At 62.1% G+C, this 24,190-nt stretch carries 20 protein-coding genes and 2 tRNA genes; 5 read left to right on the top strand and 17 right to left on the bottom strand.

Features of this window, described 5'->3' with window-relative positions:
- Positions 1–5,639: type I secretion C-terminal target domain-containing protein (locus NOM67_RS19500; protein ID WP_305121697.1), on the top strand; the 5,639-nt coding region annotated here is incomplete at its 5' end.
- 69 nt (positions 5,640–5,708) lie between these two features.
- Here NOM67_RS19500 and NOM67_RS19485 read toward each other — a convergent pair.
- Positions 5,709–6,203 (bottom strand): hypothetical protein, encoded by a 495-nt coding sequence (locus NOM67_RS19485; RefSeq protein WP_255939459.1) that lies wholly within the window; start codon positions 6,201–6,203, stop codon positions 5,709–5,711.
- 176 nt (positions 6,204–6,379) lie between these two features.
- On the opposite strand from NOM67_RS19485, the gene NOM67_RS19480 reads away from it, so the two are divergent.
- Positions 6,380–8,344, top strand: coding sequence for an EAL domain-containing protein (locus NOM67_RS19480; protein WP_255939456.1), 1,965 nt, complete (start codon positions 6,380–6,382; stop codon positions 8,342–8,344).
- A 62-nt stretch (positions 8,345–8,406) separates the two neighbouring features.
- On the opposite strand, the gene rraB is transcribed toward NOM67_RS19480, so the two are convergent.
- Entirely contained in the window at positions 8,407–8,742 is a 336-nt protein-coding gene (gene rraB / locus NOM67_RS19475; protein WP_033114697.1) for a ribonuclease E inhibitor RraB, read from the bottom strand.
- A gap of 264 nt (positions 8,743–9,006) precedes the next feature.
- Between rraB and NOM67_RS19470 the strand changes: the two genes are divergently transcribed.
- Positions 9,007–9,082 (top strand) — tRNA-Phe (locus NOM67_RS19470).
- Between the two features lie 4 nt (positions 9,083–9,086).
- A tRNA-Asn gene (locus tag NOM67_RS19465) sits at positions 9,087–9,162 on the top strand.
- Positions 9,163–9,202: 40 nt separating this feature from the next.
- On the opposite strand, the gene NOM67_RS19460 is transcribed toward NOM67_RS19465, so the two are convergent.
- Entirely contained in the window at positions 9,203–9,337 is a 135-nt protein-coding gene (locus tag NOM67_RS19460; RefSeq protein ID WP_255939454.1) for a hypothetical protein, read from the bottom strand.
- Between the two features lie 263 nt (positions 9,338–9,600).
- On the opposite strand from NOM67_RS19460, the gene NOM67_RS19455 reads away from it, so the two are divergent.
- The gene (locus NOM67_RS19455) at positions 9,601–10,875 is read left to right on the top strand and encodes an alpha/beta fold hydrolase (protein ID WP_255939451.1); all 1,275 of its coding nucleotides are present in this window, start codon (positions 9,601–9,603) and stop codon (positions 10,873–10,875) included.
- Positions 10,876–10,952: 77 nt separating this feature from the next.
- On the opposite strand, the gene NOM67_RS19450 is transcribed toward NOM67_RS19455, so the two are convergent.
- The 14 genes from NOM67_RS19450 to NOM67_RS19385 are packed head-to-tail and all read right to left on the bottom strand — an operon-like array spanning position 10,953 to position 24,190.
- Positions 10,953–12,194, bottom strand: a complete 1,242-nt coding sequence (locus NOM67_RS19450; protein ID WP_203975066.1) for a beta-ketoacyl-ACP synthase — start codon at positions 12,192–12,194, stop codon at positions 10,953–10,955.
- Positions 12,191–12,916, bottom strand: a complete 726-nt coding sequence (locus tag NOM67_RS19445) for a 3-ketoacyl-ACP reductase FabG2 (protein ID WP_255939448.1) — start codon at positions 12,914–12,916, stop codon at positions 12,191–12,193. The genes NOM67_RS19450 and NOM67_RS19445 overlap by 4 nt, the downstream gene beginning before the upstream one ends.
- A complete protein-coding gene (locus tag NOM67_RS19440; RefSeq protein ID WP_255939446.1) occupies positions 12,913–13,371 on the bottom strand; it encodes a hotdog family protein in 459 nt (152 codons plus the stop codon). Before NOM67_RS19440 ends, NOM67_RS19445 begins: the two co-directional genes overlap by 4 nt.
- On the bottom strand, positions 13,368–14,534 hold the full coding sequence (locus NOM67_RS19435) for a beta-ketoacyl-[acyl-carrier-protein] synthase family protein (protein WP_255939445.1): 1,167 nt from the start codon (positions 14,532–14,534) through the stop codon (positions 13,368–13,370). Before NOM67_RS19435 ends, NOM67_RS19440 begins: the two co-directional genes overlap by 4 nt.
- Positions 14,531–15,085, bottom strand: a complete 555-nt coding sequence (locus tag NOM67_RS19430; protein WP_255939444.1) for a DUF3261 domain-containing protein — start codon at positions 15,083–15,085, stop codon at positions 14,531–14,533. Before NOM67_RS19430 ends, NOM67_RS19435 begins: the two co-directional genes overlap by 4 nt.
- Positions 15,085–17,400, bottom strand: coding sequence for an MMPL family transporter (locus tag NOM67_RS19425; RefSeq protein WP_370689183.1), 2,316 nt, complete (start codon positions 17,398–17,400; stop codon positions 15,085–15,087). Before NOM67_RS19425 ends, NOM67_RS19430 begins: the two co-directional genes overlap by 1 nt.
- Positions 17,387–17,983, bottom strand: a complete 597-nt coding sequence (locus NOM67_RS19420) for an outer membrane lipoprotein carrier protein LolA (protein WP_201910599.1) — start codon at positions 17,981–17,983, stop codon at positions 17,387–17,389. Before NOM67_RS19420 ends, NOM67_RS19425 begins: the two co-directional genes overlap by 14 nt.
- Positions 17,983–18,405 (bottom strand): acyl-CoA thioesterase, encoded by a 423-nt coding sequence (locus tag NOM67_RS19415; protein ID WP_370689182.1) that lies wholly within the window; start codon positions 18,403–18,405, stop codon positions 17,983–17,985. The genes NOM67_RS19420 and NOM67_RS19415 overlap by 1 nt, the downstream gene beginning before the upstream one ends.
- Positions 18,398–19,948, bottom strand: a complete 1,551-nt coding sequence (gene hutH / locus NOM67_RS19410; RefSeq protein WP_370689181.1) for a histidine ammonia-lyase — start codon at positions 19,946–19,948, stop codon at positions 18,398–18,400. Before hutH ends, NOM67_RS19415 begins: the two co-directional genes overlap by 8 nt.
- Before the next feature lie 7 nt (positions 19,949–19,955).
- Complete coding sequence (locus tag NOM67_RS19405) at positions 19,956–21,632, bottom strand: glycosyltransferase family 2 protein (protein WP_255939438.1); 1,677 nt, start codon at positions 21,630–21,632, stop codon at positions 19,956–19,958.
- Complete coding sequence (locus tag NOM67_RS19400) at positions 21,629–21,994, bottom strand: hydroxymyristoyl-ACP dehydratase (protein WP_104016679.1); 366 nt, start codon at positions 21,992–21,994, stop codon at positions 21,629–21,631. Before NOM67_RS19400 ends, NOM67_RS19405 begins: the two co-directional genes overlap by 4 nt.
- Positions 21,994–23,385 carry an AMP-binding protein gene (locus tag NOM67_RS19395; RefSeq protein WP_255939435.1) on the bottom strand — a complete coding sequence of 464 codons (1,392 nt, stop codon included), beginning with the start codon at positions 23,383–23,385 and terminating at the stop codon, positions 21,994–21,996. Before NOM67_RS19395 ends, NOM67_RS19400 begins: the two co-directional genes overlap by 1 nt.
- Complete coding sequence (locus tag NOM67_RS19390) at positions 23,382–23,945, bottom strand: hypothetical protein (protein ID WP_071914662.1); 564 nt, start codon at positions 23,943–23,945, stop codon at positions 23,382–23,384. The genes NOM67_RS19395 and NOM67_RS19390 overlap by 4 nt, the downstream gene beginning before the upstream one ends.
- Positions 23,945–24,190 (bottom strand): acyl carrier protein, encoded by a 246-nt coding sequence (locus NOM67_RS19385; RefSeq protein WP_071914660.1) that lies wholly within the window; start codon positions 24,188–24,190, stop codon positions 23,945–23,947. The genes NOM67_RS19390 and NOM67_RS19385 overlap by 1 nt, the downstream gene beginning before the upstream one ends.

The raw sequence follows: 24,190 nt of genomic DNA, 5'->3' as shown, positions 1-24,190 counted from the left end.
CCTTCACGCCGACCCCGGGTTTTGAAGGCACAGCCAGCGTCACCGTGAAGGAGAACAGCTACACCGACCTGGCGGGCAACAAGGGGACCGGCGGCAGCGACAGCGCCGACACCGACACCCAGGCCCCCAATGCTCCGGCCGTGGTTATCGTGGATGATGCCAACAATGACCAAAAGCTGACCAAGGCCGAGATTGGCAATGATCAGATCCAGGTTCGGGCAGAGGTCAATCATGCTGACTTGGTTGCGGGTGGCAAGGTGACGCTGACCATCAACAATGGTGGGGTGAACAGCACTGTCCAGTTGACGCTCAAGGCCGATGGTGCCCTGCTGGCAAGCAATGGCAAGAGCTACGGCTATCAGAACGGCACCATCAGCTGGACGGAGACTACCCCAGCCAACGGCAAGTCGTTGACAGTGACGGCGACCCAGACCGACAAGGCGGGCAACGTCTCACTGCCGGGCAGCGACAACGCGCAGATCCTGAATGAAGCGCCGGAGACTTTGAATAAACAGGCAAACGGTCAGGAAGATGCAGTCAGCATCGCCATCCCGACCCTCAGTGGCAGCGATATTGATGGCAACGTGGTGAGTTTCACCATCAAGAGCCTGCCTGCCAACGGCATCCTCTATCTGAACGGGGTTGCGGTGACAGTGGATCAGAGCATTGCGGTGGCGGACGCCGGCAAGCTCACCTTCACTCCGCATGCTAACTGGAACGGCAACACCAGCTTCAACTATGCGGCGGTAGACAACGACGGCGCCGTGGATGCGAGTCCCGCAACCGTGACCATCAAGGTGGATGCGGTCAACGATCTGCCAACGCTGACCATCTCCAACGGGGCTGTCGTCTCCGAAGAGGGGCTGGTGAATGGCATTCCCGACAAGGTCGGCAACCCGGATACCACCAATGCCATCAAGGCGTCCGGCACCCTCTCGGTGGGCGACATCGACAGCAGCACACTCAACATTTCCCTGAATGGACCGGCCGGGCTGACGTCCGGTGGGGCCAAGATCCAGTGGAGCTGGGATGCGGGCAGCAAGACGCTGGTCGGCTACACAGGGGTGATTGGCAGCGCCGATTACAAGGCTGTGGTCGAGGTCAAGCTGACGGCACCCAATGCCAGTGGAAAGGGAGAGTGGACCTATGACGTGACCCTCAAAGGTCCCCTCGACCACGCGGATACGACCTCGGAAGACAAGTTGTCGTTCCAGCTGGATGTGGAGGTTTCCGATGGCAGCGGCGTCACTAAGGACAAGCTGGATGTCAGCGTCGAGGATGATGCACCGATCGCGGGCGATGCCGCGGTCGTCTCCGTCATCAAGAGCAATATCCCGGATACCCTAACCGGCCTGTTTGATCTGACCAAGTACAGTGGCAGCAACCAGACAACCCTGAACGTGAGCGGTTTCAGCATCACGGCGCTGGGCTTTGCTTCATCGACTAACTCGACCCTGATCACCGCCAATGTCAACGGTTCCAGCGCTGGTCTGGGGGTTTCCAGCGTCGGTTCACCAAATCTCAACTTCGCCAACGAGGTGGATTACCGTCACTTTGCAAACGGTACTTCGGCTTCCGAGCAACTGATAGTCAAGCTGGATGCGGGCAAGGTAGCCTATGGCGCCAACATCAAGTTCAGCCAGATGTTTGGTGGCGAGAAGGAGAGTGGTGTCGTGGAGTTTTATCGCGGAGGAGTACTGATCTCCACACTGACATTTAGCTCGGATGCGGCAGGTGGAGAGTACAACCAGAACTTCCAAGTGCAGCAGGGTGGCTTCGATACCATGGTCATCAAAGCTACCAACAATGGTAACGGCCTCTACGCCGACAACAGCGACTTCACCGTGAAGAGCATCGAGTTCCTCGGTGCCACCACTGCACCGGCCATCGCCTACGGTTCCGGCACGGTCACCCCGCAGTGGGGGGCTGATGGTAAGGGGCATATAGAGCTTTTGGGATCCAATGAAGTGGGTTTGATGACGGCTACTGGTAAAGAGATCTCCATTTCCAGCAAACCGGGCTTGCCCAATACCCTATATGGCGAAGCCAGTGATGGCACTTTGGTATTCCGTCTGGAATTTACCCCTGCCACCGGCAAGTGGGAGTTCTTCCAGTATCAGAATATGTCCAAGCCGTTAGGGGATGGCGATATCGACTTCCAGGTTAGGGTGTTTGATGCGGATGGTGACTCTAGTGTTGGTTCTTTTGCTACCAAACCGTTGTTTACCCCTAGCGTGCAGTCTGTCTCCACTGAGAGCGTGGTGGAAGGAGGTAACCTACAACACATTGTTACTCTGTCTGACCCGACTCATGAAGCAACCCAATATGATTTCTCCATTGCTGGTAGCGGTTCCAATATGGCATCCCGCCCAGACTGGGGAACTCTGCAATTTAGTAACGGGGTTGTCTACAACAGCACCACAGGCAAGATCACTGTGCCGGCCGGTGTGTCCAGCTTTACTGTGACAATACCAACAGTAGATGATCGTCTAGTCGAAGCGAATGAGACCCTTAAGGTAACAGTGGGTAATCAGAATGGCACCGGTACCATCATCGACAACGATCATGCGCCGGTGACCACGGGTGGCTACAGTACCGGCAACGAAGATACGCCGCAGGTGCTGAAGTGGGCCCAGTTTGGTGCCAGCGATGATCAGGCTGCGAGCGATCTCAGCGTGAAGATCGGCACTCTACCTCTCAGTGGCAAGCTCGAGTACCTTAATGCCGCAGGCCAGTGGATAGCAGTATCAAGCGGTGACCTCATCTCTTATACCGAGGTGAATGCTGGCCATCTGCGCTTTGTGCCCGGGGTGAACGAGTCTAGCTCCAGCACCAGCAATGGCGGCGGTGTGATCACTGGCAACATGAAGGGGGACTACGCCAGCTTCGATTACCAGGTCAGCGACGGTGCCAACCTCAGCAACAGTGGCAAGCTGGTGATCGACGTGACTGCAGTGGCCGATAAGCCCACGGTCAATGTCACCCTAACGGGGAATGGCATACCGTCTTACAACCTGAGCTTCCCGAGCGCGAGTGTCATTACGGATCAGTTCCAGTCTGGCAATTTCAACAAGACGGCTTTTGGCATCACCAATTCGCTGACGGACAGCAGCAGTGGTCAGGAACAAGTACTTGGCAACAGCGGCAACGATTATATTGTCAGTACCCACGGTGGTGGAGACCTGCTTTATGGACAGGGGGGCAATGATGTTCTGGTCGGTGGCAACGCGACCCAGGGGGATTCCCTTTATGGTGGTGACGGCAACGATGTGCTGGTGTCCGGTCTCGGCAGCGACGGCCTTTATGGTGGTGCCAGTACTGATATCGCGGTGCTGACTGGCAACCGTGCCGACTACGCCATCAAGAAGGGAAGCGGATACTCGGTCAATGATCGCTGGTTCGACTTCTCTGTTACTGAGAAGGGGGCCGGCATCACCAAGGCGCTGCACGACGTGGAGTATGTCCAGTTTGCAGACGGTATCTACCAGCTTAACCAGAGCACCGGTGAGCTGACTCTGGTACAGCCGGTGGTGGTCGATTACCCGCTGGAGGTGAGTGCATCCCTGACCGACCGGGATGGCAGCGAAGTGCTCGATAGCCTGGTACTGAGCGGGATGCCGAAGGGAGCCGAACTTTACAGCGGCAGTCAGTTGCTGGGCACCGTCGGGGTTGATGGCAAGCTCACTCTCACCGCTAGCAGCGGTCTGTGGAGTGTGAACGCGCTGGATGTGAAGCTGACCGGGCTGACTCTACGAGTGCCGGGCAGCAGCGCCGGTCAGGTCGATCTCAAGGTTGAAGCCACTGCCAAGGAGGTTGTAACAGATAACACCAGTACTGCATCGGATCAGGATTCTATCCGCCTGAGCTACTTCAACGCCACTGAAGGGGAGCCGGGCGATCAGAACCATACCTACGGCAGCGAGCACAATATCGTGGTCGGGGATCTGGATGGCAGCGTGGTACTGCCGGGCCAGAACTACAACATCGCCTTTATGGTCGATAGCTCGGGCAGTATCGGTACCAGCGCCATGAACACCATCAAGAGCCAGCTGGCACAGGTGTTCTCCAGCCTCAAGGCGAGCGCCGGGACCGATGGGGCTGGGACGGTCAACATCTTCCTGGTGGACTTCGACACCATGGCCAACAAATCGGTCAGCGTGAACCTGAAGGACAGCAACGCCCTGAGCCAGCTGCAAGCCATTCTCGACAGCATGGATGGCAGCTCCAGCAACGGTGGTGGCACCAACTACGAGGATGTGTTCAAGACCACGGCCAACTGGTTCAACAGCTCGACCGTACAGGGTAATACCAATGCCAAGAACCTGACCTACTTCATTACCGATGGTAAGCCGACTTACTATCTGAGCAATGAAGGCAGCAACCCGCTGGTTGATGACTACACCAACAACAACAAGGACGTGTATCTCAACCAGCTGCTGCAAAATGGCTATGTGCCAGGTCAGGTATACAAGAACGGTAACTTCACCGTGATTGATGGTCAGGGCGTCGTGTACAAGAGCGATACCTCAGGCAAGGTATCCACGATCGGTTATATGCGCCCTGATGGTCTGGGTGGTTATACCTACTCGACCCTGGCAGGTAATGGACAGGATTCCACATCCACCACCATCAGCAATGCCGTTGCCGGCTTTGCGTTGCTGACGGGCATGGGGGTCACGGTGGAAGCGATCGGGCTGGGGGCCAACATCTCTTACAACGATCTCAAGTCCTACGACTCTGACGGCGTCATCATGACCGGTGTCAACGCCAGCGATTTGGCCAACGCCATCCTGGGCACCTCGGTGAACAACCTGCCGGGCAGCGACCGGATCGACGGCGGTGCTGGTGACGATATCCTGTTTGGGGATGCCATCCACTTTGCAGGCATAAATGGTGAAGGCTACGCGGCCATCAAGCAGTATGTGGCCGGCAAGCTGAGTACAGGCTCGGTGACCGATGCCCAGGTCCATGACTACATCACGGACCACGCCAGCGAGTTCGATCAGTCCTCCAACAATGACAAGGCGGACGTGCTGAACGGTGGGGATGGCAACGATATCCTGTTTGGTCAGGGGGGCGATGACATCCTGTTCGGCGGTGCTGGCAACGATACCCTGTTCGGTGGTGCTGGCAACGACACTCTCTATGGCGAGAGCGGCAACGACACCCTGTACGGTGGCAGTGGCAACGACATCCTGTACGGAGGTACCGGTGACGATATCCTGAGCGGTGGTCTGGGTAATGACATCCTCGTCGGCGGTCTTGGCAATGACATTCTCAAAGGGGATGGCGGTGCCGATACCTTCACCTGGCTGCAGGGCGATACCGCTGCGGGTAGTGTTGCCAAGGATTACGTGGTCGACTTCTCCAAGGCGGAAGGTGACAAACTGGATCTGCGCGATCTGCTGGATCACGATGGTTCTCACAACCAGAACGATCTGAAGAGCCTGCTCTCGGTGTTCCAGGATAACGAAGGGGTGCACCTGCAGGTCAAGGAGAGCAGCACGGCCTCTGTTACCCAGGAGATCGTATTGATGAACCACACCTTCGACAGTCTGACGGGCGGTTCGGCGACCACGGCCAATCAGGTGATCGATTACATGTTGAATAATCACATGCTCGATATTGACAAGCCGTAAGCACTAACGGCTACGCAATAAAAAGCGGCAGAGAAATCTGCCGCTTTTTTATTTTGAAGCGAAGAAAAATCAGTTGCCGAGGGTGGCGAACAGGCTTTGCTCCAGGGTGCCGCGGGAGACACAGACCGGCTTGATGGAGGGGGCCGGTACGCGCTCGCCTGAGGATTCAACGAAGAACAGCTCGGTGTTGCCCTTGACGTTGACGGTCGCCACGCTGCTGTTGCCGCTCTGGGTGATGATCAGGTTGATCTGCAGGTTGGGGTTACCCAGTGCTACTTTGGAGCCCATGGTGCCGCAATCCAGCCACTCCAGACCGTCGGCAGAGTGCTCGACGTTGGCGGTCATCAGGCCGGAACCGCGCTGGCTGTTTCCGATGTTGAGACCGTGATCGGTGAACCACTTCTCGGCACGGGCCCATACCAGGTCAACCGGGATCGCCATCTCCTGGGTATTGTTGGTCGCCTTGGCAATCGGCGGGTTGTAGCGGTACTCTTCACCACCATTGTTGTCACCGGCACAACCGACCAGCAGCAGCGCCAGAGCGCCTCCCATAATCTTTTTCATCTTCTTTCTCTCGTCCATTTCATCCGGCCATTGGCCAACCGGCGCCTATTATCTCCGGAGCGACAATCTCTGTCAGCAAGCATCCTGCATCGAGCGTGTTATTGTGCCAGTCAGGTCGCTTTACAAAACCGGTTTGCTATCATAGATTTGCTCGAAATTCCTCCATAAGCGCCCCTGTGAACAACATGCTCACCCCGGATCTGCTGCAGCAGATCATCGACCATCTGCCAATGAGTATCTTTTGTCGGGATAAGCATGGGCGCTACCTCTTTGCCAACCGCATGTTTGCCAGCGAGGCTGGCTATCTCTCGCCTGCCGAGGTGGTCGGCAAGACGAATGCGCAAATGCCGTGGGGAGACATCTTTGGCGAGGAGGACAGGCAACTGCTGGCGAAAGGGGAGCCGCTGCTTTACCAGCAACTCCACTGCAACAGCGGTGGCAACACCAGCTGGATGGAGATCCACAAGGTGCCGCTCTATGACCAGCAGGGCGAGCCTTATGCCGTGTTTGGCGTGGTCAACGAGATTGCGCAACGAAAAAACCTCGAACAGACGGTCAAGAACCAGCAGGTATTGCAGCGGTTTTTGCTGGATGCGATCCCCGATATTATCCGCTTCGATGACCATAACGGCGTGCTGCTGGAGTGCAATCAGGCGTTTCTCGACTTTATCGGGCAGCGGGCCGAGGAGGTGCTGGGCCACCAGATCCCCTATCGACTCTCTGCGCCGCAAGGGATGGATCAGGGAGAGTGTTGCCTGCTGGACGCCAGTGGCAAGGGGCGGCATATGGAGATCACCCGGGTGGATGTGTCCGATGGTGATGGCCACTCCCTCGGTGTGCTGACGCTGGGTCGCGATATCACGGGGCTGCGTACCACTCAGGCCCAGCTGCAGCAGGAGCAGCACTACGACAGCCTGACCGGCTTGCTCAAGCTCTCCCGCTTTCTGCAGACCAGCCGCCATCTGGGTGGCCGCAACGCCACGCTGGTGCTGGTCGACCTGCACCATTTTCGCGAGATCAACGATCGCTTCGGGATCCGGATTGCCGATCGCCTGCTCAGTCAGGTAGCCAAGCGGCTGCAGCAGTTGGCGCCGCCGCGTTCGCTGCTGTGCCGGGTGGCGGCTGATGACTTCAGCCTGCTGCTGCCCGAGCTCGGCGAGCCGTTGCAAGGGTGGAGCCAGCAGTTGCAGCAGCAGCTGATGGAGCACTATCAGGTGGAAGAGCACCGCATCCAGATCCCGGTTTTCCTCGGGCTGGCTCAGGGCAAGGCCAATGATGCCGAACGGCTGCTCAGCCATGCGGAGGCGGCACTGGCGCAGGGCAAACGGCAGCAGCACTACACCACCCTGTTCGATCCTGAGCTCCATGCCAAGCTCAAGCGGCGTCAGCTCATTGCGGCCCAGCTACCACTGGCCATCAAGTCTGCCCAGCTGGTTGCGGTCTATCAACCCATCGTTTGCAGCAGAACGCTCCGGTTGCATGGTGCCGAGCTGCTCTGCCGCTGGCCTCATCCCGAGCTGGGGATGATCTCCCCCGACGAGTTCATTCCGCTGGCAGAAGAGATGGGGGTGATCGGCCAGCTTGGTCAGCTGATGCTGGAGCAGGGCTGTGCCCAGCTGGCGCAGTGGCAGGCGGCTTGCCCGGAGATGATGCTCTCCATCAACCTCTCGCCGCTGCAATTTCGTGATCCGGCCCTGTGCGAGCTGGTACAGGGTTGTATCGTCCGCCACGGACTCAAGGCCAGTCAGCTGGAGCTGGAGATCACCGAAGGGGTCCTGATGGAGAATGCCGACCAGATAGAGACCAACCTCGACAATCTGATAGCTGCCGGCTTCCAGCTGGCCATTGATGACTTTGGCACTGGCTACTGCTCGCTGGCCTATCTGCCGCGGCTCAAGGTCGCGACCCTCAAGCTGGATCGCAGTTTTACCCAGGGGCTTGCCAGCAACACGGCGACGACCGCTATCGTGCGTTCCGTCATTGGGCTGGGCCATGAACTCGGTATCCGCATTACGGCCGAGGGGGTGGAGACGGCGGAGCAGCAGCAGTGGCTGACCGATGCCGGTTGCGATCGTCTGCAGGGCTACCTGTTCAGCCGGCCGCTGCCGCCGCAGGAGTTCGCCGCCAGCTATCTGGGCTGACTTCGTGCCAGAAACAACAAGGCCACCTCGCGGTGGCCTTGTTGTTTGGCGATGGGGCAGGATCAATCCTGGAAGTAGGTGCCCCAGCCATCGTAGTCCACCCCGTATTTTTCGAGGATGGGCAGCATCTTGGCGATATCGGCCACGATGGCTTCGACATTCAGTTTGCACTCGATGGTGGCATCGAAGCAGAAGATGGTGGCGCCGTCATCCAGTTCCATCTCTTCGGCATCGGTCACTTCGAAACCGGCCTTGAACAGGTCAACCGCTGCTTTTTCCAGACGGTCGAAATCCTGGCAGGCGAAGTGGTGTTCAATGTCGTAATCCGCGTCAGGGTTGCTGCCGTCGGCCAGCAGCTCGTTGACGATCTCTGTGGTCTCTTCACGCCACTCTTGCATATTCAGACTCATGTTGCCTCCAGGCGGTATCGTTGCGGCAAAGCATACTCGCACAGCGCATCCGGCTCAATGCGGCAAACCTGCAGAAGCGCTGATTTCCCGCTGTTTGGTGATGAATGGCACAGGAGAGTGGTGTGGCGAGCCCGTTTTTTGCCCCGAAACGGCCAATAACCACCCGTTGCGTTCAGTTGTTGAGCGAACGAACTTTTTATCGTGCCAGTGTGGTTGACACCGTGCGCTGGAAAGGGTTTAATGCGCGCCGTTGCCCAGATAGCTCAGTCGGTAGAGCAGGGGATTGAAAATCCCCGTGTCGGCGGTTCGATTCCGTCTCTGGGCACCACAATTCCTCCTTAGTTCAGTCGGTAGAACGGCGGACTGTTAATCCGTATGTCACTGGTTCAAGTCCAGTAGGAGGAGCCAAATTCGAAAAGCCCGCTCAATCGAGCGGGCTTTTTCATTTTTAGTTGCCGTTGCACGCGGCTAAAAAGAGTGTCGCGCCACAGGTGGCACTGAACAGCAACATGCCGGTCTGCAACATGCTGCCGGGGCATGGTTTTTTCTCTCTTTTTCCGGCCCTGATCCACTTCGGTTTCATCACGTTCCCTTATCCATTTTGACGGCCTGAATCCCTGCACTCCTCTGCAGGCTCGCCATCTTTGTTGAATGGGGGGCATGGCGTCAATCTCCCGGCCAGGAGAATAATTCAGCAAGCAATCACCTCCCTGACAACGTGGTTCAATCCTCTTTTTGCACCCTTTGAACCAGCCTCCACATTCGCAAAAAGCGGCATGACCCAGCTGGCGAGCAGGGCTAAGATGGGGCTGAGCCTATTCCGACCTCGACATGGAGAGAGTCAAGATGAGCAGCCCACTGCACTACGTACTGGACGGCATTCACTGCGAGCCGCACTTTTTTACCGTTCCACTCGATCACGACGATCCTGATGGCGAGAGCCTGACTCTCTTTGCCCGCACTTTGTGCCTCAAGGATCGGCTCGATGACAAGCTCCCCTGGCTGCTCTTTTTGCAGGGGGGCCCCGGTTTCGGGGCGCCGCGCCCAAGCGCCAACAGTGGTTGGATCAAGCGGGCGCTTGAGGAGTTTCGGGTGGTACTGCTCGATCAGCGGGGCACCGGCATGTCGAGCCCGATCCACAGTCATTCACTGGCCAAAATGACCCCGGCCGAGCAGGCGCACTATCTCAGCCATTTTCGCGCCGACAACATAGTGCGGGACGCCGAGTTTATCCGGCTGGAGCTGAGCCCCTCCCACCGCTGGAGCCTGCTGGGTCAGAGCTTTGGCGGCTTCTGCTGCCTGACCTACCTCTCGCTCTTCCCCGACAGTCTGCGGGAGGTCTATATCACCGGCGGCATCGCGCCGGTTGGCCGCAGCGCAGAGGAGGTCTACCGCGCCACCTATCTGCGGGTGGCCGACAAGAATCGCGCCTTCTTTGCCCGCTTCCCCCATGCCCAGCCCATCGCCAACCGGCTGGCCAACCACCTGCACCAGCACGATGTGCGGCTGCCCAATGGTCAGCGCCTGACGGTGGAGCAGTTCCAGCAGCAGGGGCTGGATTTGGGGGCCACGGGGGCTTTCGAGGAGCTTTACTATCTGCTGGAAGAGGCCTTTATCGGCGACAAGCTGAGCCCGGCATTTCTCTATCAGGTGCAGAGCATGCAGCCATTCAATACCAATCCGCTGTTCGCCATCCTGCACGAGGCCATCTATGCCGAAGGGGAGGCGACTCGCTGGGCCGCCGCCCGGGTCAGAGAGGAACTTCCCGAACTGAACTGGGCACCCGGCAAGGATTTTGCCTTCACTGGCGAGATGATCTTCCCCTGGATGTTCGAGCAGTTCCGCGAGTTGCTGCCCCTGAAAGAGGCTGCCCATCTTTTGGCCAACAAGGCGGATTGGGGGCCGCTCTATGACCCGGCCCAGCTGGCCCGCAACAAGGTGCCGGTGGCCTGCGCCGTCTATGCCGAGGATATGTACGTGGAGTTTGACTACAGTCGCGAGACCCTGCGGGGCCTGGGTAGCAGCCGAGCCTGGATCACCAATGAGTATGAGCACAACGGCTTGCGGGCCGATGGTGAGGTGGTGCTCGACAAACTCATCGCCCTGAACCGGGATCGTTGAGGCGGATAGATACGCCAGATTGCGGATAAAACAAGGGGCCATATCGGCCCCTTTTTCGTTGCTTGCTGTGATGTCACTTATTTTGTTTCGTCGTGCCAGCGGCGGAAGATGAGCGAGGTGTTGATGCCACCGAAGGCGAAGTTGTTGGACATCAGATACTCGATCTCCAGCTGTCGTCCCTGACCCGTGATGTGGTCGAGGGGCTCGCAGGCAGGATCCGGGTTGGCCAGATTGAGGGTCGGGGCAAACCAGCCATCGTGCAGCATCTCAAGCGACAGCCAGGCTTCGATGGCGCCACAGGCACCGAGGGTATGGCCGAAGTAGCTCTTGAGCGAGGAGATGGGGGTCTGGTCACCGAAGATGGCGGCAGTCGCCTGGCTCTCGGCGATATCGCCCCGTTCGGTGGCGGTGCCGTGGGCACTGATATAGCCAATCTGCTCGGGACGCAGCCCGGCCTGATCCAGCGCCATCTGCATGCAGAGCTGCATAGTCTGGCTCTGGGGTTGGGTGACATGGGCCGCATCGCAGTTGGTGGCAAAGCCGACCAGCTCGGCGATGATGTGGGCACCGCGGGCGAGGGCGTGGTCCAGTTCTTCGAGCACCAGAGTTGCAGCCCCTTCGCCGATCACCAGTCCGTCGCGATCCCGGTCAAACGGGCGCGGGGTGAGTTCGGGGGTGTCGTTGAGCTGACTGGTGGCAAACAGGGTATCGAACACCACCGCCTCGGAGGGGCAGAGCTCCTCCGCGCCACCTGCCACCATCACGGTCTGGTAGCCGTGGCGGATCGCCTCGTAGGCGTAGCCGATCCCCTGGCTGCCCGAGGTGCAGGCACTGGATGTCGGGATGACCCGGCCACGCAGACCGAAGAAGAGGCCGGTGTTGACCGCCGTCGTGTGCGGCATCATCTGCACATAGGTGGTGGCGGTGATGTTGGCGGTGGTCTTGTCGTTGAGCATGGCGCCAAAGGCGCTGATGGGCGCCGTGCTGCCGGTGGAGGAGCCATAGGCGATACCGGTGCGGCCATCGCTGAGCACCGGTTCGTTCAGCAACTTCGCCCGTTCCAGCGCGAGCTCGGAGGCCACGGTCGACATCTCGGAGACTCGCCCCATGGCGCGGATCTTCTTGCGCGGATAGTGGGCCGGCAGGGCAAAGTCGCTGATCGGCGCGGCCAGCCGGGTGTTGAGCCCGTCATAGACCCCCCACTCGTGCATGGTGACCACGGCGTTGCGTCCTGCCTGCAGGCGCGGTTTGACGCTGGCCCAGTCGTTGCCAAAGGCGGTCACACCGGCCATGCCGGTGACTACGACCCGTCGATTCATATCAGGCCTCCGTTGATGGAAATTACTTGCCGGGTGACATAGCCGGCGATGTCGGACATCAGGTAGGAGACCAGACCGGCTACCTCCTCTGCCTGTCCCATGCGTTTGAGTGGGATCATCTTGAGCGCTTCGCCCTCCACTTCCGGGCTGACCATGCCGGTGTCGATAAGGCCGGGCGCCACGCAGTTGACCGTGATCCGCCGTTTGGCGAGCTCCAGCGCCAGCGCCTTGGTGGCGCCGATAAGGCCGGCCTTGGAGGCGCTGTAGTTGACCTGACCGCGGTTGCCCATGATGCCGGAGACCGAGGAGAGGGTGACGATGCGTCCGCCGCGGCGCAGTCCGATCATCGGCATGATGCAGGGTTTGAGCAGGTTGTAGAAACCGTCGAGGTTGGTGTGGATGACATCATCCCACTCGTCGTCGGTGAGTGCCGGAAAGGCGCCGTCACGCACGATACCCGCATTGCAGACTACGCCGTAGTAAGCGCCGTGCTGCTCGATGTCGGCTTCAAGGTGTGCGCGGCACAGCTCGCGATCGCCAATATCGAACTGGATGAGGCGCCCGCTGCCGCCCTGGGCGGTAATTTCGTCGAGGGTCGCCTGCGCTCCCTGTTGGTCGCTGTGGTAGTGGACGACTACGGTGAAACCATCGGCCGCCAGCTTGAGGGCGATGGCGCGGCCAATTCCCTTGCTGGCGCCGCTAACCAGTACGGTCGAGTTCATTGTTTCTGCTCCAGTAAATCTGTCAGTTGTGCCTCGGTGGGCTGATAGGTGCTCAGGCGGGCTCTGGCGCACTCGCGATCCCCAAGCCAGATGCTGCATTCAAAGCTGGCCATCCCGCCATCCTGCAGCAGGCAGTGGGCCTCGATGCGTAGCCGGCTGCCAGCGGCAAAGACGGGCAGCTCGCTCTGGTATTTGCGGGTGCCGAGCAGCATGCCGATCCGCACCGGCTCATGGTGGCTGTGTGCCTGCAGACCAGCCCAGGCGGCGATGGTTTGCGCCATCAGCTCGATGCCGCACCAGCCGGGCAGATCGCCGTTGTCATTGAGCAGCAGCGCCTGCCGTGCTCCCACCACAGTTTCGCAGCTGACACTCAGCTCGTCGTGCGCCGTGACGCGTTCGAGCAGCAGCATGGGGGCACGATGGGGAAGCAGTTGTTCTATGGGAGGAAAAGTCATGATGCCTCTTTGCCAAAAATCAGGCTGACGTTGTTGCCACCAAAGGCAAACGAGTTGGACATGATGATATCGACCGGCCCCTGCTCCTGCACAAGGGCGATGGGGGCCAGCGCCGGATCGGTCGTTTCACCTTGCGGTGGCAGCGGCAGGTCCCGCTCGATCAGCAGGCAGCAGAGCGCCGCTTCGGTCGCTCCGGCAGCCCCGAGGGTGTGGCCGGTCAGCACCTTGGTCGAGCTGACCGGCACCTTGTTCGGGAAGAGGCGCGCCAGCGCGCGGCTCTCCATCTCGTCGTTGAGGCGGGTGGCGGTGCCGTGTGCATTGACGTAGCCGACCTGCTCAGCCTCAAGGCCGGCGCGGGTCAGCGCCATCCGCATTGCCCGCTCGGCCCCTTCCCCTTGCGGGTGCGGTGCCGAGATATGCCAGGCATCCGATGACTCCCCATCCCCCAGCAGGGCAAGCGGAGCGGGCTCCAGGCTCACCAGAAACAGGGCTGCCCCTTCGCCGATGTTGATGCCGTCGCGCCCGGCGGCAAACGGCTGGCAGCGCTGCTTGCTCAAGGACTCGAGACTGTCAAAGCCGTTGAGGGTGAGGCCGCACAGGGAGTCTGCCCCACCGACCAGCGCCACATCGGCCTGACCGCTGGCCAGCAGGCGGCGGGCGGTAATGAAGGCGCGCGCGCTCGACGAACAGGCGGTCGAAATGGTCATCGCCGGCCCCTCAAGGCCAAGGTGAGCGGCGAGAAACAGCGAGGGTGAGCCGAGCTCCTGCTGCACGTAGTCAAACTGCGGTGGCAGCGTCTCGCCACGTTCGCTCGCCGCAACGGCGACCTCGGCCTCGCCGATGCCGGAGGTGCTGGTGCCGAGCACCAGCGCCACCCGCTGCGATCCGACGCGGGCGATAGCGGCGTTCACTTCGTCTTCGATATCGGCCAGTGCCGCCAGCAGCAACCGGTTGTTGCGCGAGTCGTAAGGGGTGATCGTCACCGCTGGCAATGGATGGCGCACCCGACCCACCGGCGAGGTGCGGCCATCGACCAGCGTCCAGCGATCGCCATCAAGCGGGCTGGTGCCACGGGTGCGCCACGCCTCGAGGGCGGCACTCACCTCATCCTTGCCACGGCCGAGGGCGTTGATGAGGCTGTAGGCGTGAATGTAGAGGGTCATCGCGCCAGATTCTCCAGTTGCAGGCGGTAGCCAAAGCGGTGCTGGGTCAGGCTGACCGGCTCGCGCTGGCCTTGCCAGCTCTGATAGCGGATCTCGGTGACCAGTACGCCGGCAGGGTCGGTGAGGCGGCGAACATCCCCCTCATCGACCAGCTGCCAGCCCACCGGCAGACGAGATTGCCACTCGGCCAGCGGCCAGTAGCAGAGCATCACGTCGGCCAGCACCTGCGCCGGTGGGGGCAGGGCGTTGCCGGGCAGGGGGAGCAGTCGTTCGCTGTGAATGCCGTATCGGTCGTACTGCACCTTGAACAGGCGCGCACCGGTCGGCATCAGCCCGACCAAGGTGATACCCTGCTGGCCGGCCTCCAGTGCGGTGAGCAGCTGATACTGCTTGCCCTTGACGCTGGCGATCAGCAGTTGCTGACGGTTTAGCGGTTCGGCGCGCTGGGGCGCCGGCAGCGAGAGGGGAACGCCCGGGGCGATAAACGCCTCTATCCCCTGCTGGCTGCTGCAACCGGTCAGCAGCACCAGCAGCAAGTACCAGTATCTCATCATGACTCCGCAGCTGGCCGCGGGGCCAGCACCATGGGGGATAACAGAAACGCGGTGAAGATCCCGCCGCTCAGCACAATCCCGAAACCGGCGATGGCTGGAGTATTGCTGAGCGCCAGCAGGCCGAAGGCCAGCAGGGTGGTGAGGTGGGCCAGCAGGATGGCGAGCAGGGTCGATTGCTGGCGGGCAGGCTCGCTGCCGCAGTGGGCGAAGAAGAGCCCGTAATCGATGCCGATGCCGAAGATAAGGCTCAGCGCCAGCACGCCAAAGAGGGTGAGCGGCTGGCCACTGAAGCCAAGCAGCGCCAGCCCCATGGCGATGGCCAACCCGTTGACCAGCAGGATGCGCAGGGTCAGGCGCCAGCCGATGCGATGCCAGAGCAGCCCCATCACCAGCACCACCGCGACCAGCAGCAGCTCGGCGAGCTTGAGGCGGTAATCGGCAAAGAGCTGGCTCCACTGGCTGCGCTGATCCTGCCAGATCACCCCGTCATGCTCGTCGGCCAGACGGGCCAGCACGGCGGCATCGTGAATGCCGGCCAGCGGCACCCAGATCCCGACCCGGCCATCGGGCAGGGCGTACCAGAGCAGGCGGCTCCCTTCGCTGACCGGGCTGGTTAGCCACGCCTCTGGGGTCAGCAGATCCAGGGGGCGAGCGCTGGCCGCCACCGGCACACCGGCCGCCTTGAGGGCGGAAATGACGCCCGGTTGCAGCGCCATGATGGCCTGATGATCCGCCAGCTGACGAGCCTTCGAGGGGATCCACTGGCTGATGGCAACAAACTGGTCGAGCACCTTGTGCTGGCGGGCCAGCTCAAGCTGGTCAGCCAGCGTCTCGAGGCGGGTGAGGGCCTGCTCGCCATCGCTGCCCACCACCAGATAACCGGTCATGCCACCCTGCTGGCCGGTGAGTTGCTGGATCTGGCGCTCCTGCGCCTGCAGCTCGTGGGGCAGAGGTTGCAGCTTCTGGATATCGTCATCCACCACGAGGCGGCTGATGCCGATGGTGCTGATCACCAGCACCAGTAGCGGCAGCCAGCGGCGCAGGCCGCTCGGGCGCTGCCACGCCTCAATCCAGCGCACCTGCCAGTGGCGGATGGGCAAAGCCCCCTGCGGCAGGTCGCCCAGCCAGTAGGGGAAGAGCAGCAGCACGGTCAGGAAGGCGGCCAGCAAGCCGGCCAGCGCGCAGATGGCGAGCTGTTGCAGCCCCGGGAAGGGGGCGAGCCAGAGCAGGGCATAGCCGATCAGGGTAGTGAGCAGCGCCAGACTCAGCCCCGGCAGCAGGTGGGCACGGGTCTGCGCCGGTGTCTCGTGGCCATGCAGGCGCCGCTCGCTCAGGAAGTGGATGGCGTAGTCGATGGAGATGCCGATAAGGCTTGAGCTGATCACCAGGGTGAAGACGTGGATCTCGCCAAACACCAGCAGTACGGCGCCGAGCCCCCACAGCATCCCCATCGCCAGCGGTAGCAGGGAGAGCAGCAGGGCGCGTACCGAGCGAAACGCCAGCCAGATGAGGACGATGACCCCGATCAGCGAGCCCAGCCCGATGGTCGAGATATCCTGCTCGGCGAGCGAACTGGCGTGCTGGCTGTAGAAGAGGGTACCGCGGCGCAGCAGTTCGACACCCGGATAGTGCTGACGCAACTGCTGCTCGGCGGTTGCAAGCTCGGTGAGCAGCTGGCGGTTGCGCGCCATGTCGAAAGCGGAGAGGTTGAGTTCGGCCCGCACCATATACCAGCGGCGGCCATCCGGCCCGGTGCTGCTGAGCCAGCCCTTTTCGTCCAGCTGCATCGGACTCTTCTGCTCCAGCACCGCAGCGCGGGTCAGCAGCAGGGGATCGGCCTGCCACTCGGCACGCGAGACGCCGCCGAAGGGGGAGTAGATCTGCCCCAGCACCCACTGGCTCCACCCCTGCGGGCCACTGGCCAGCCGTGCCCGCGCGCTTGGCGTGAGGTGTTGCCACGCCATCTGCCGCATGTAGCTCTGCCAAGCACCGGCGAGGGTCGGCTGGGCCGCTTTAAGATGTTCCAGTGAGTTGATGGCGGCCAGCTGCTTGCTCCACGCGGTCGCGGCAGCTTCGCCATTTTCGCCGGTGGGCAGGCTCACCAGCCACACCAGCTGCCGGTCGAGGTTGGCGAGCAGTCCGGCCCGGATTTCCGGATGCCACTGCTGGTGCTCCTCTTTGGGCAGCAGATCCATCACGCTGGTATTGAAGCGGGCGCGGGGCAGGGCCAGCGCCAGGGCAAGGCAGACTGCCACACAGAGCAGCAGCCACAATCGCCCCAGCAGGCGCCACTGTTTCTCAGTGAGCATCAAAACGGGATTGCTCCTCGGTACTCAGGGGGAGGGTTTTAAGCTGCCAGTCAACAAAGCGGATCAGGGTGACATCCCCCTGTTTGTCATGGATGGCGAGCGAGGCGAGCTCGTGACGCCCCTTGAGCACCAGACTGGCGAAGACCTTGTCGAGGGGCGAGCGGATGGGCTCTAGGGTCAGGGTCCACTCCTCCCCCTCGCTGGCGAGTTTGTGGCGAAAGTAGTTATCCAGCGCCGCTTCGCTCGGGTCGAACAGAGCCAGCATCAGGTTGCTGAACTCCAGCAGTTGCGGGCTGTCGAGGGTTTGGGCCGGTTGACCGGGCAACTGCTGCACCATGCGCGTCGGGGTGAGAGTCAGCGTCAGGGGAAAGGGTTTCTGCTGCTGCCACCAGAGCCCTTGGCCCTTCACCAGCAGCAGCTCGCCGCTGGAGCGCAGCGCTTGAGTGAGGCCGCTTATCTGGCGCTCCTGCTCGAAGCGGGCGCTGCGGGCATCGGCCGCCGTGAGCTGTTGCTGCACATCAGCCAGGGTGATCGCCAGTGTGGGCCATGAGAGCAGAGCCAGCAGCAGAAGGGTGAGGCGAGCCATCATTCGCTCACCCCCAGCTTGTCGAGCAGCACCTGCGGTGACGCGAGGCACATCTCGCCGCTCTGCTTGTTGACCGCCACCTGCACCGTGTAACCCTTGCTGGTGCGTTTGCCGCTCTGCGGGTCATAGAGGAGGTAATCGATCTTGAGGCGGTGCTGGTACTCGACCAGGGTGGCGCGTACCCGTACCGTCTGGCCAAAGCGCAGCGGGGCTATGTACTTCATCCGCACATCGATGACCGGCCACAGATAGCCGGAGGCCTCCATTTGCGGGTAGTTGTAGTCGATGCGATCGAGCAGGACGCAGCGGGCCAGCTCGATGTAGCGCAGGTAGTGGCCGTGCCAGGCGACGGCCATCATGTCCACGTCGTGGAAGGGGACGGTGACATCGACCTCGGCACTCAGCTGCCAGGGCTCAGACATGGGACACCTCGTCATAAATCGGGTAGTGGCGTGCCTGCAGGCGGGCCATCATGGCGCGCAGCTCGGCCTCCAGCGGGCGATCTTCGCAGAGGAAGGGGTGATCGCGGCGTACCGCCTCGACAGTGGCAGCGAGCGCCGGACTGAGGGTGGTCTGGTTATTGCCCTGCAGGGCAAGGCGCAGCTCGACTCCCTGCACCGCCGCCAGCAGGCTGGCGCTGGCCACCTGTTCGGTCAGGGTCAGCACCCGCAGCGCATCGCGGGCGGCGATGGTGCCCATGCTCACCTTGTCCTGATTGTGGCACTCGGTCGAGCGCGAGAAGACGCTGGCGGGCATGGTGTGCTTGAGCGCTTCCGCCGTCCAGGCCGAGGCGCCGATCTGCACCGCCTTGAAGCCGTGGTTGATAAAGCGGCGCTCGGCGCTTGCGCCGGAGAGGTTGCTCGGCAGCCCCTGATTGAACTTGCTGTCGACCAGTTGGGCAAGCTGACGGTCGAGCAGATCGGCCAGATTGGCCACCGCCACCTTCATGCTGTCCATCGCCATCGCGATATGGCCGCCGTAGAAGTGCCCGCCGTGCATCACATGCTCCCCGTCACCGTCGATGAGGGGGTTGTCGTTGGCGCTGTTGAGCTCGTTTTCGATAAGCGTGCGCCACCAGGGCAGGCTGTCGGCCACCACGCCGATGACGTGCGGGGCGCAGCGCAGGGAGTAGCGATCCTGTAGCCGGTTGCTGTGGTGCGGCAGCTCGCCACTCTGCAGATCGGCGCGCAGCCAGGCGGCGATCTGCTGCTGGCCCGGGTGGGGCTTGGCGGCAAACAGGCGTTCGTCAAAGTGGAAGGCGTTGCCCTCCATCGCCACGCTCACCAGCGCGGTGATGCGGGTGCAGAGCCGCATCAGGTAGTCGCAGCGGGCATAGGCGAGGCAGGCGAGCGCCGTCATCACCGAGGTGCCGTTCATCAGCGCCAGCCCCTCTTTCGGGCGCAGCCGGAGCGGTGTGATGCCGAGCTCGCGATAGAGCTCGGCCGCGCAGGTCAGCTCCCCGTTGCGGTAGAGTTCTCGCTCGCCGATCAGCGCCGCCGCCACGTAGGAGAGCGGAGTGAGATCGCCGCTGGCACCGACCGACCCCTCTTCGGGAATGCGTGGCAACAGGTCTTGCTCCAGCAGCCAGGTGAGCCGCTCGAGCAGGGGCAGGCTGACGCCGGAAACTCCCTGTGCCAGCGAGTTGAGGCGGGTAGCCAGCACGGCGCGGGTGGCGGCCAGACTCAGGTTTTCGCCCATGCCACAGCCGTGAAAGCGGGTCAGATGCAGGGGCAGGGTATCGACCAGATCGAGTGGTACCGCCCGGGTGACCGAGTCGCCATAGCCCGTGGTGACCCCGTAGATCACCCCTTCCTCGGCGAGCAGCCGGTCAAGATAGTCGGCGCCGCGCTGGATGCGGGCCCGGAACTCGGGGGCCGGGTTGAGGCGTGGCGTGGCGCGACGCTCGGCCAGCGCGACGACCTCTTCGATGGTGAGGGGGCGGACCCCGAAATGGATCTCGTGCATGCCTTGATCAGTCCTGCTCATCGGTCAGATGCCAAAAGTCGAAAAAGTTGAACCACTCCAGCGGCGCACGCAGGCAGTGGTGTTCCAGCCGGTTGGCGTAGTGCTGTACCCGGGCCTCGAGTTGCTGCTGGCGCCCGGCGCGCGGCAGGGGCGAGCCGTCGGCGAACGGCTCGAAGTGCACCCGAAAGCGCCCCTGCTCCCGCAGCCCGAACATCAGGTAAGTGGGGCAACCGAGGATGGCCGACAGTGCAAACGGGCCGAGCGGGAAGGGGGCCTTGGCGCCGAGAAAATTGGCCCAGACCACCCGTTTCTCTTTGGTGACAGAGGTGCGATCGCCGACGATCACCACCCACTCCCCCGCCTCAATGCGTGATTTGAGCATGATGGCGGTATCGGCCCCCAGCTCCTGCACCTGCACCAGATTGAGGCCGGAGTCGGGATTCACCTCCTGCAACAGGGCGTTGAAGCGGGCTGCGTGGCGGGTAAAGACCAGCGCCGTGATGCGAACCCCTTGCGCCTTGCTGCCAAGGGCGCGGCACAGCTCCAGATTGCCCAGATGGGAGCCGATGATGAGGGCTCCCTTACCGCGAGCCGCTTCGTAATGATGAGGGTTCACCAGCTCGATGTCGTCGAGGCCGATGTCGCCGCGCCAGGCGGCCAGTTTGTCGAGCGCCGCCTCGCCAAAGCGCAGGAAGTGGCGCAGGCTCCCCACCGGTTCGGGCAGCGGCAGGTTGAGCTCGGCGGCGCGGGCGGTGAGGCGTGCCAGATAGTCGCGGGAGGCCTCGCGCTGGCTGCGACCGGTCAGCCAGAAGTAGTTGATGACCGGCAGCAGCAGGGCCTTGAAGCCCGGGCGGCCGAGCAGCCGGTAGCTCCAGAGCATGGTGCGAATGCCGAGCAGGGTGCCGCGCTCCGGGGTGCGTGACCAGTGTTCCCGTCCGCGCTTCAGCAGCTTGCCGGGGGCGCGCAACAGGCTGGCTGCACCATCGCGCAGCAGGGTCAGCACCAGACGGGTGTGCATCCAGGAGATGCGCAGGTTGTCGTGCAGCGGGTTGAAATGGGAGAGGCCGTTCTCGGGGTAGTGCACCTTGACCGGAACAAAGCGCACTGCCACGCCGCGCCAGTGCAGGCGCACCATGATCTCGATGTCGAAATCCATCCGTTCGCCGAGAGTGCACTGCTCAAGCAGCGCGCAGCTCGCCTCGACCGGATAGACGCGAAGGCCGCACATGCTGTCCTTGATCTCGAAGGAGAGTGTCTCGATCCAGACCCAGACGTGAGTCAGGTAGCGGCCGTAGAGGCGCCCCTTGGGCACAGATTCATCGTATTCGGGGGCGCCGGAGATGAGCGCCTGCGGGAATCGCTCTGATTCGGCCAGCAGCTCTGGCAGGCGGGAGAGATCGTGCTGGCCATCCGCATCGACCTGCAGGGCGTGGCTGAAGCCGCGCGCTCTGGCTGCCAGCAGCGCCGTCTTGACTGCGCCACCCTTGCCCCGGTTGTGCGGATGGCGAAGCAACGTGACCCAGCCGGCGTGTTCGGCTGCCAGCTGATCGAGCAGGGTGGCCGCGGCCGGCTCGCTGCCATCATCGACCAGCAGGCAGGGGAGGTTGAGCTGCGCGAGTTCACGCAGCACCGCCGCGAGAGGGGCTGCGTGGTTATAGCAGGGGATGATGATGCAGGGCGTCACGATAGCTTGACCCGTCCGCTGCTGGCGAGCGGCAGTGTATCGACATCCTCTGCGCTGCCGAGACGATATTCAAAGCGCAGCTGGCCGTCGCCATGAGCGCGCAAGATCAGCCAGCAGTGATCATCCGGGCGCAGCGGGCGTTGGAACTTGAGTTGGTCCATCCCCTGAAACTCGCCGGTGAGCAGCTTCTCTGCGCGGGCGAAGTGAATGGCCAGTTGCAGCTGGGTGACCCCGGGCAGCAGGGGCGCCCCGGGAAAATGGCCTGCAAACCAGGGCAGGTCGGCACTCAGGTGCAGCAGCAGCTGCACGCTATCGGAGGTTGCCTGACGTGCCAGCAGGGCGGGCAGCAGTGAACTATCCATCAGGTGGGTACTCCGGGTTGTTGCAGTGGCGTCTGGTCAAACGCCTGACGCAGCGCCACACCGTCGCGTTTGCCCGCGCCGGTCAGGGGCAGCGCCGGAAAAAGTCTGATGCTGCGCGGCAGCGCCACCGGCTCGAGCCAGGGGCGCAGCTGGCGGCGCAACTGTTGCAAGAAGGCGCCGTGGCCAAGGCGGGTGAAGCTCTGCATCCCCTGCTGGCTGAGCACCAGTGCGACGCCAAGCACCTGACGTCCGCCCTGCTCAAGGGGCAAGACTGCGGCATCGAGTATCCCCTCCAGCCCCTTGATGCGCAGCTCGACATCGTCGAGCGAGATGCGTTTCTCCTCGATCTTGACGATGCGATCGCGCCTGCCAAGCAGGTGAAAGCGGCCTGCCGCGCCTTTGTCGCCATCATCACACAGAGTGATGCGATCGCTGCCGACCCAGGGCTCAGGCTCATCCATAAAGGGTGAGCGCAACAGCAGAGTCTGCTCTTCGTCACAGCTGACAGTGACACCGGCAAAAGGGGTCCAGGGGATATCGGGCGCAGCGCTCTGGCGCCAGCCGATGCCGCCGGTCTCGCTGCTGCCGTAGATCTCCACCGGCAAGGGGCCGAGCAGCGCCGCGCATTGGCGTGCATCTTCATAGGCGAGCGGGCCGCCGGAGGAGAAGATCTGCCGGCAGCCGCTCCCCGCAAGGGCGGGATCGAGCCGCGACAGGAAGGCGGGCGAGCTGACCAGTACCCATGGCTCTTTCTGGCTGGCCAATTGCTCCGGATAGTCGGTCTGGCTGCGGGCAAACGGAATGCCGAGCGCCAGCGGCAGCAGGATGCGAAAGAGCAGGCCGTAGATGTGCTGATGGCTGACGCTGGAGAAGAGCCTCGCTCCCCCAAGGTGCTGATGCCACAGGGCGATCTGGGTACGTACCTCTGCTTCAAGCAGCGCCCAGGGTTTGGTGATCCCCTTGGGCTGGCCGGTTGAACCCGAGGTGTAGAGGGTGATCTCGGGGGCCAGCGTCGCTATTGCTTCCGTGGCTGGCAATGGCTCGCAGGCTGTAACGGCATCGATGCGCAGCACGGCGCAGGGGAGCGGCAGCGGTTCATCGCAAAGCAGTCCATCGAAGGCATCTTGATCCAGCAGCTCCTGCAAGCCGGCGAGGCGCTGGTGGCCGGGCAGCACCACGGCTCGCCCAGCCATGGCGCAGGCGAGCAGCGCCTGACAAAAGTGGTAGCTGTCACCGGTGCAAATAGCCCAGCGCTGCACCGGCAGTGCGGTGAGCTGGCGGGCGAGCAGCCCGGCGCTCTGGCGCAGCTGTGTCAGCGTCCACGCTCGCTGGCCATCGAAGCTGACGACGCGGTTGCCATCTGCCTGCAGCAGTTCATCGAGCAGGGTCATGCGCTATCCCGTTTCATCACGCGCTGGCGCACCAGCCATTCACCGCCCATCAGCACGCCCATCAGCAGATAGCTGACAAGGCCGTTGTAGAGACTCCAGAGCGTCAGATCGCCGTGCCAGACAGTCCAGCCAGAAAAGAGGCCGTTACCGATAAAAAAGAGGCACCACACCCGGGTCACCTTGCGGGTGTAGCGGACTCCCCGCTCCGGCAGATCCGGCGTGGTGAGGCGGGCCAGCCGCTCAACCAGCGTCATAGGTTGAGTAAGGCTCCAGCCAAACACTCCCAGCAGGGTCGCGTTGACGGCAATGGGGTAGTAAAGCAGCCAGTCGTGCTCGCGAAACCAGAGGTTGAGGCCGATCAGCAACAGGCCGACGGCCCCGAGCCAGCGGGTCGCCCAGCGCCAAGCTCCCGGCAGGGCTGCGCCGGCAAACAGGCGAATGGCAAACAGCGGCAACAGCAGCAGAGCCAGCAGGCCTCTCTCCCCATGCGACAGGCCAAGATAGACCAGCAGGGGATAGAGCAGTAGCAAGGCGCCCGCCAGCAGGTTGATGCGACGCATTACTCGGCGAGCAGGCGTTCGACGGCGTCGACCACGTCGGCGACGGTGCGCACCGACTTGAACTCTTCCGGCTTGATCTTCTTGCCGGTCAGTTTTTGCAGGTGCACCACCAGATCGATGGCATCGATGCTGTCGAGTTCAAGCTGTTGATAGAGCTTGGCATCCATGGTGACGTCTTCGGGGTCGATGTCGAACAGCTCGACCAGGGCGCGGCGAATTTCGTTGAAGATCTCATCTCTGGTCAT

It is taken from the genome of Aeromonas sp. SG16 (genome assembly GCF_024436135.1).
Classification (GTDB): domain Bacteria; phylum Pseudomonadota; class Gammaproteobacteria; order Enterobacterales; family Aeromonadaceae; genus Aeromonas; species Aeromonas jandaei.
This window is presented reverse-complemented; position numbering and strand designations above follow the sequence as displayed.

Excerpts from the sequence above, each read along its gene's own strand:
- NOM67_RS19485 (WP_255939459.1), bottom strand. The coding sequence starts at position 6,203 with ATGAAAAAGATTATGGGAGGCGCTCTGGCGCTGCTGCTGGTCGGTTGT.
- rraB (WP_033114697.1), bottom strand. The coding sequence starts at position 8,742 with ATGCAAGAGTGGCGTGAAGAGACCACAGAGATCGTCAACGAGCTGCTG.
- NOM67_RS19460 (WP_255939454.1), bottom strand. The coding sequence starts at position 9,337 with ATGAAACCGAAGTGGATCAGGGCCGGAAAAAGAGAGAAAAAACCATGC.
- NOM67_RS19455 (WP_255939451.1), top strand. The coding sequence starts at position 9,601 with ATGAGCAGCCCACTGCACTACGTACTGGACGGCATTCACTGCGAGCCG.
- NOM67_RS19450 (WP_203975066.1), bottom strand. The coding sequence starts at position 12,194 with ATGAATCGACGGGTCGTAGTCACCGGCATGGCCGGTGTGACCGCCTTT.
- NOM67_RS19445 (WP_255939448.1), bottom strand. The coding sequence starts at position 12,916 with ATGAACTCGACCGTACTGGTTAGCGGCGCCAGCAAGGGAATTGGCCGC.
- NOM67_RS19440 (WP_255939446.1), bottom strand. The coding sequence starts at position 13,371 with ATGACTTTTCCTCCCATAGAACAACTGCTTCCCCATCGTGCCCCCATG.
- NOM67_RS19435 (WP_255939445.1), bottom strand. The coding sequence starts at position 14,534 with ATGACCCTCTACATTCACGCCTACAGCCTCATCAACGCCCTCGGCCGT.
- NOM67_RS19430 (WP_255939444.1), bottom strand. The coding sequence starts at position 15,085 with ATGAGATACTGGTACTTGCTGCTGGTGCTGCTGACCGGTTGCAGCAGC.
- NOM67_RS19420 (WP_201910599.1), bottom strand. The coding sequence starts at position 17,983 with ATGGCTCGCCTCACCCTTCTGCTGCTGGCTCTGCTCTCATGGCCCACA.
- NOM67_RS19415 (WP_370689182.1), bottom strand. The coding sequence starts at position 18,405 with ATGTCTGAGCCCTGGCAGCTGAGTGCCGAGGTCGATGTCACCGTCCCC.
- hutH (WP_370689181.1), bottom strand. The coding sequence starts at position 19,948 with ATGCACGAGATCCATTTCGGGGTCCGCCCCCTCACCATCGAAGAGGTC.
- NOM67_RS19400 (WP_104016679.1), bottom strand. The coding sequence starts at position 21,994 with ATGGATAGTTCACTGCTGCCCGCCCTGCTGGCACGTCAGGCAACCTCC.
- NOM67_RS19395 (WP_255939435.1), bottom strand. The coding sequence starts at position 23,385 with ATGACCCTGCTCGATGAACTGCTGCAGGCAGATGGCAACCGCGTCGTC.
- NOM67_RS19390 (WP_071914662.1), bottom strand. The coding sequence starts at position 23,945 with ATGCGTCGCATCAACCTGCTGGCGGGCGCCTTGCTACTGCTCTATCCC.
- NOM67_RS19385 (WP_071914660.1), bottom strand. The coding sequence starts at position 24,190 with ATGACCAGAGATGAGATCTTCAACGAAATTCGCCGCGCCCTGGTCGAG.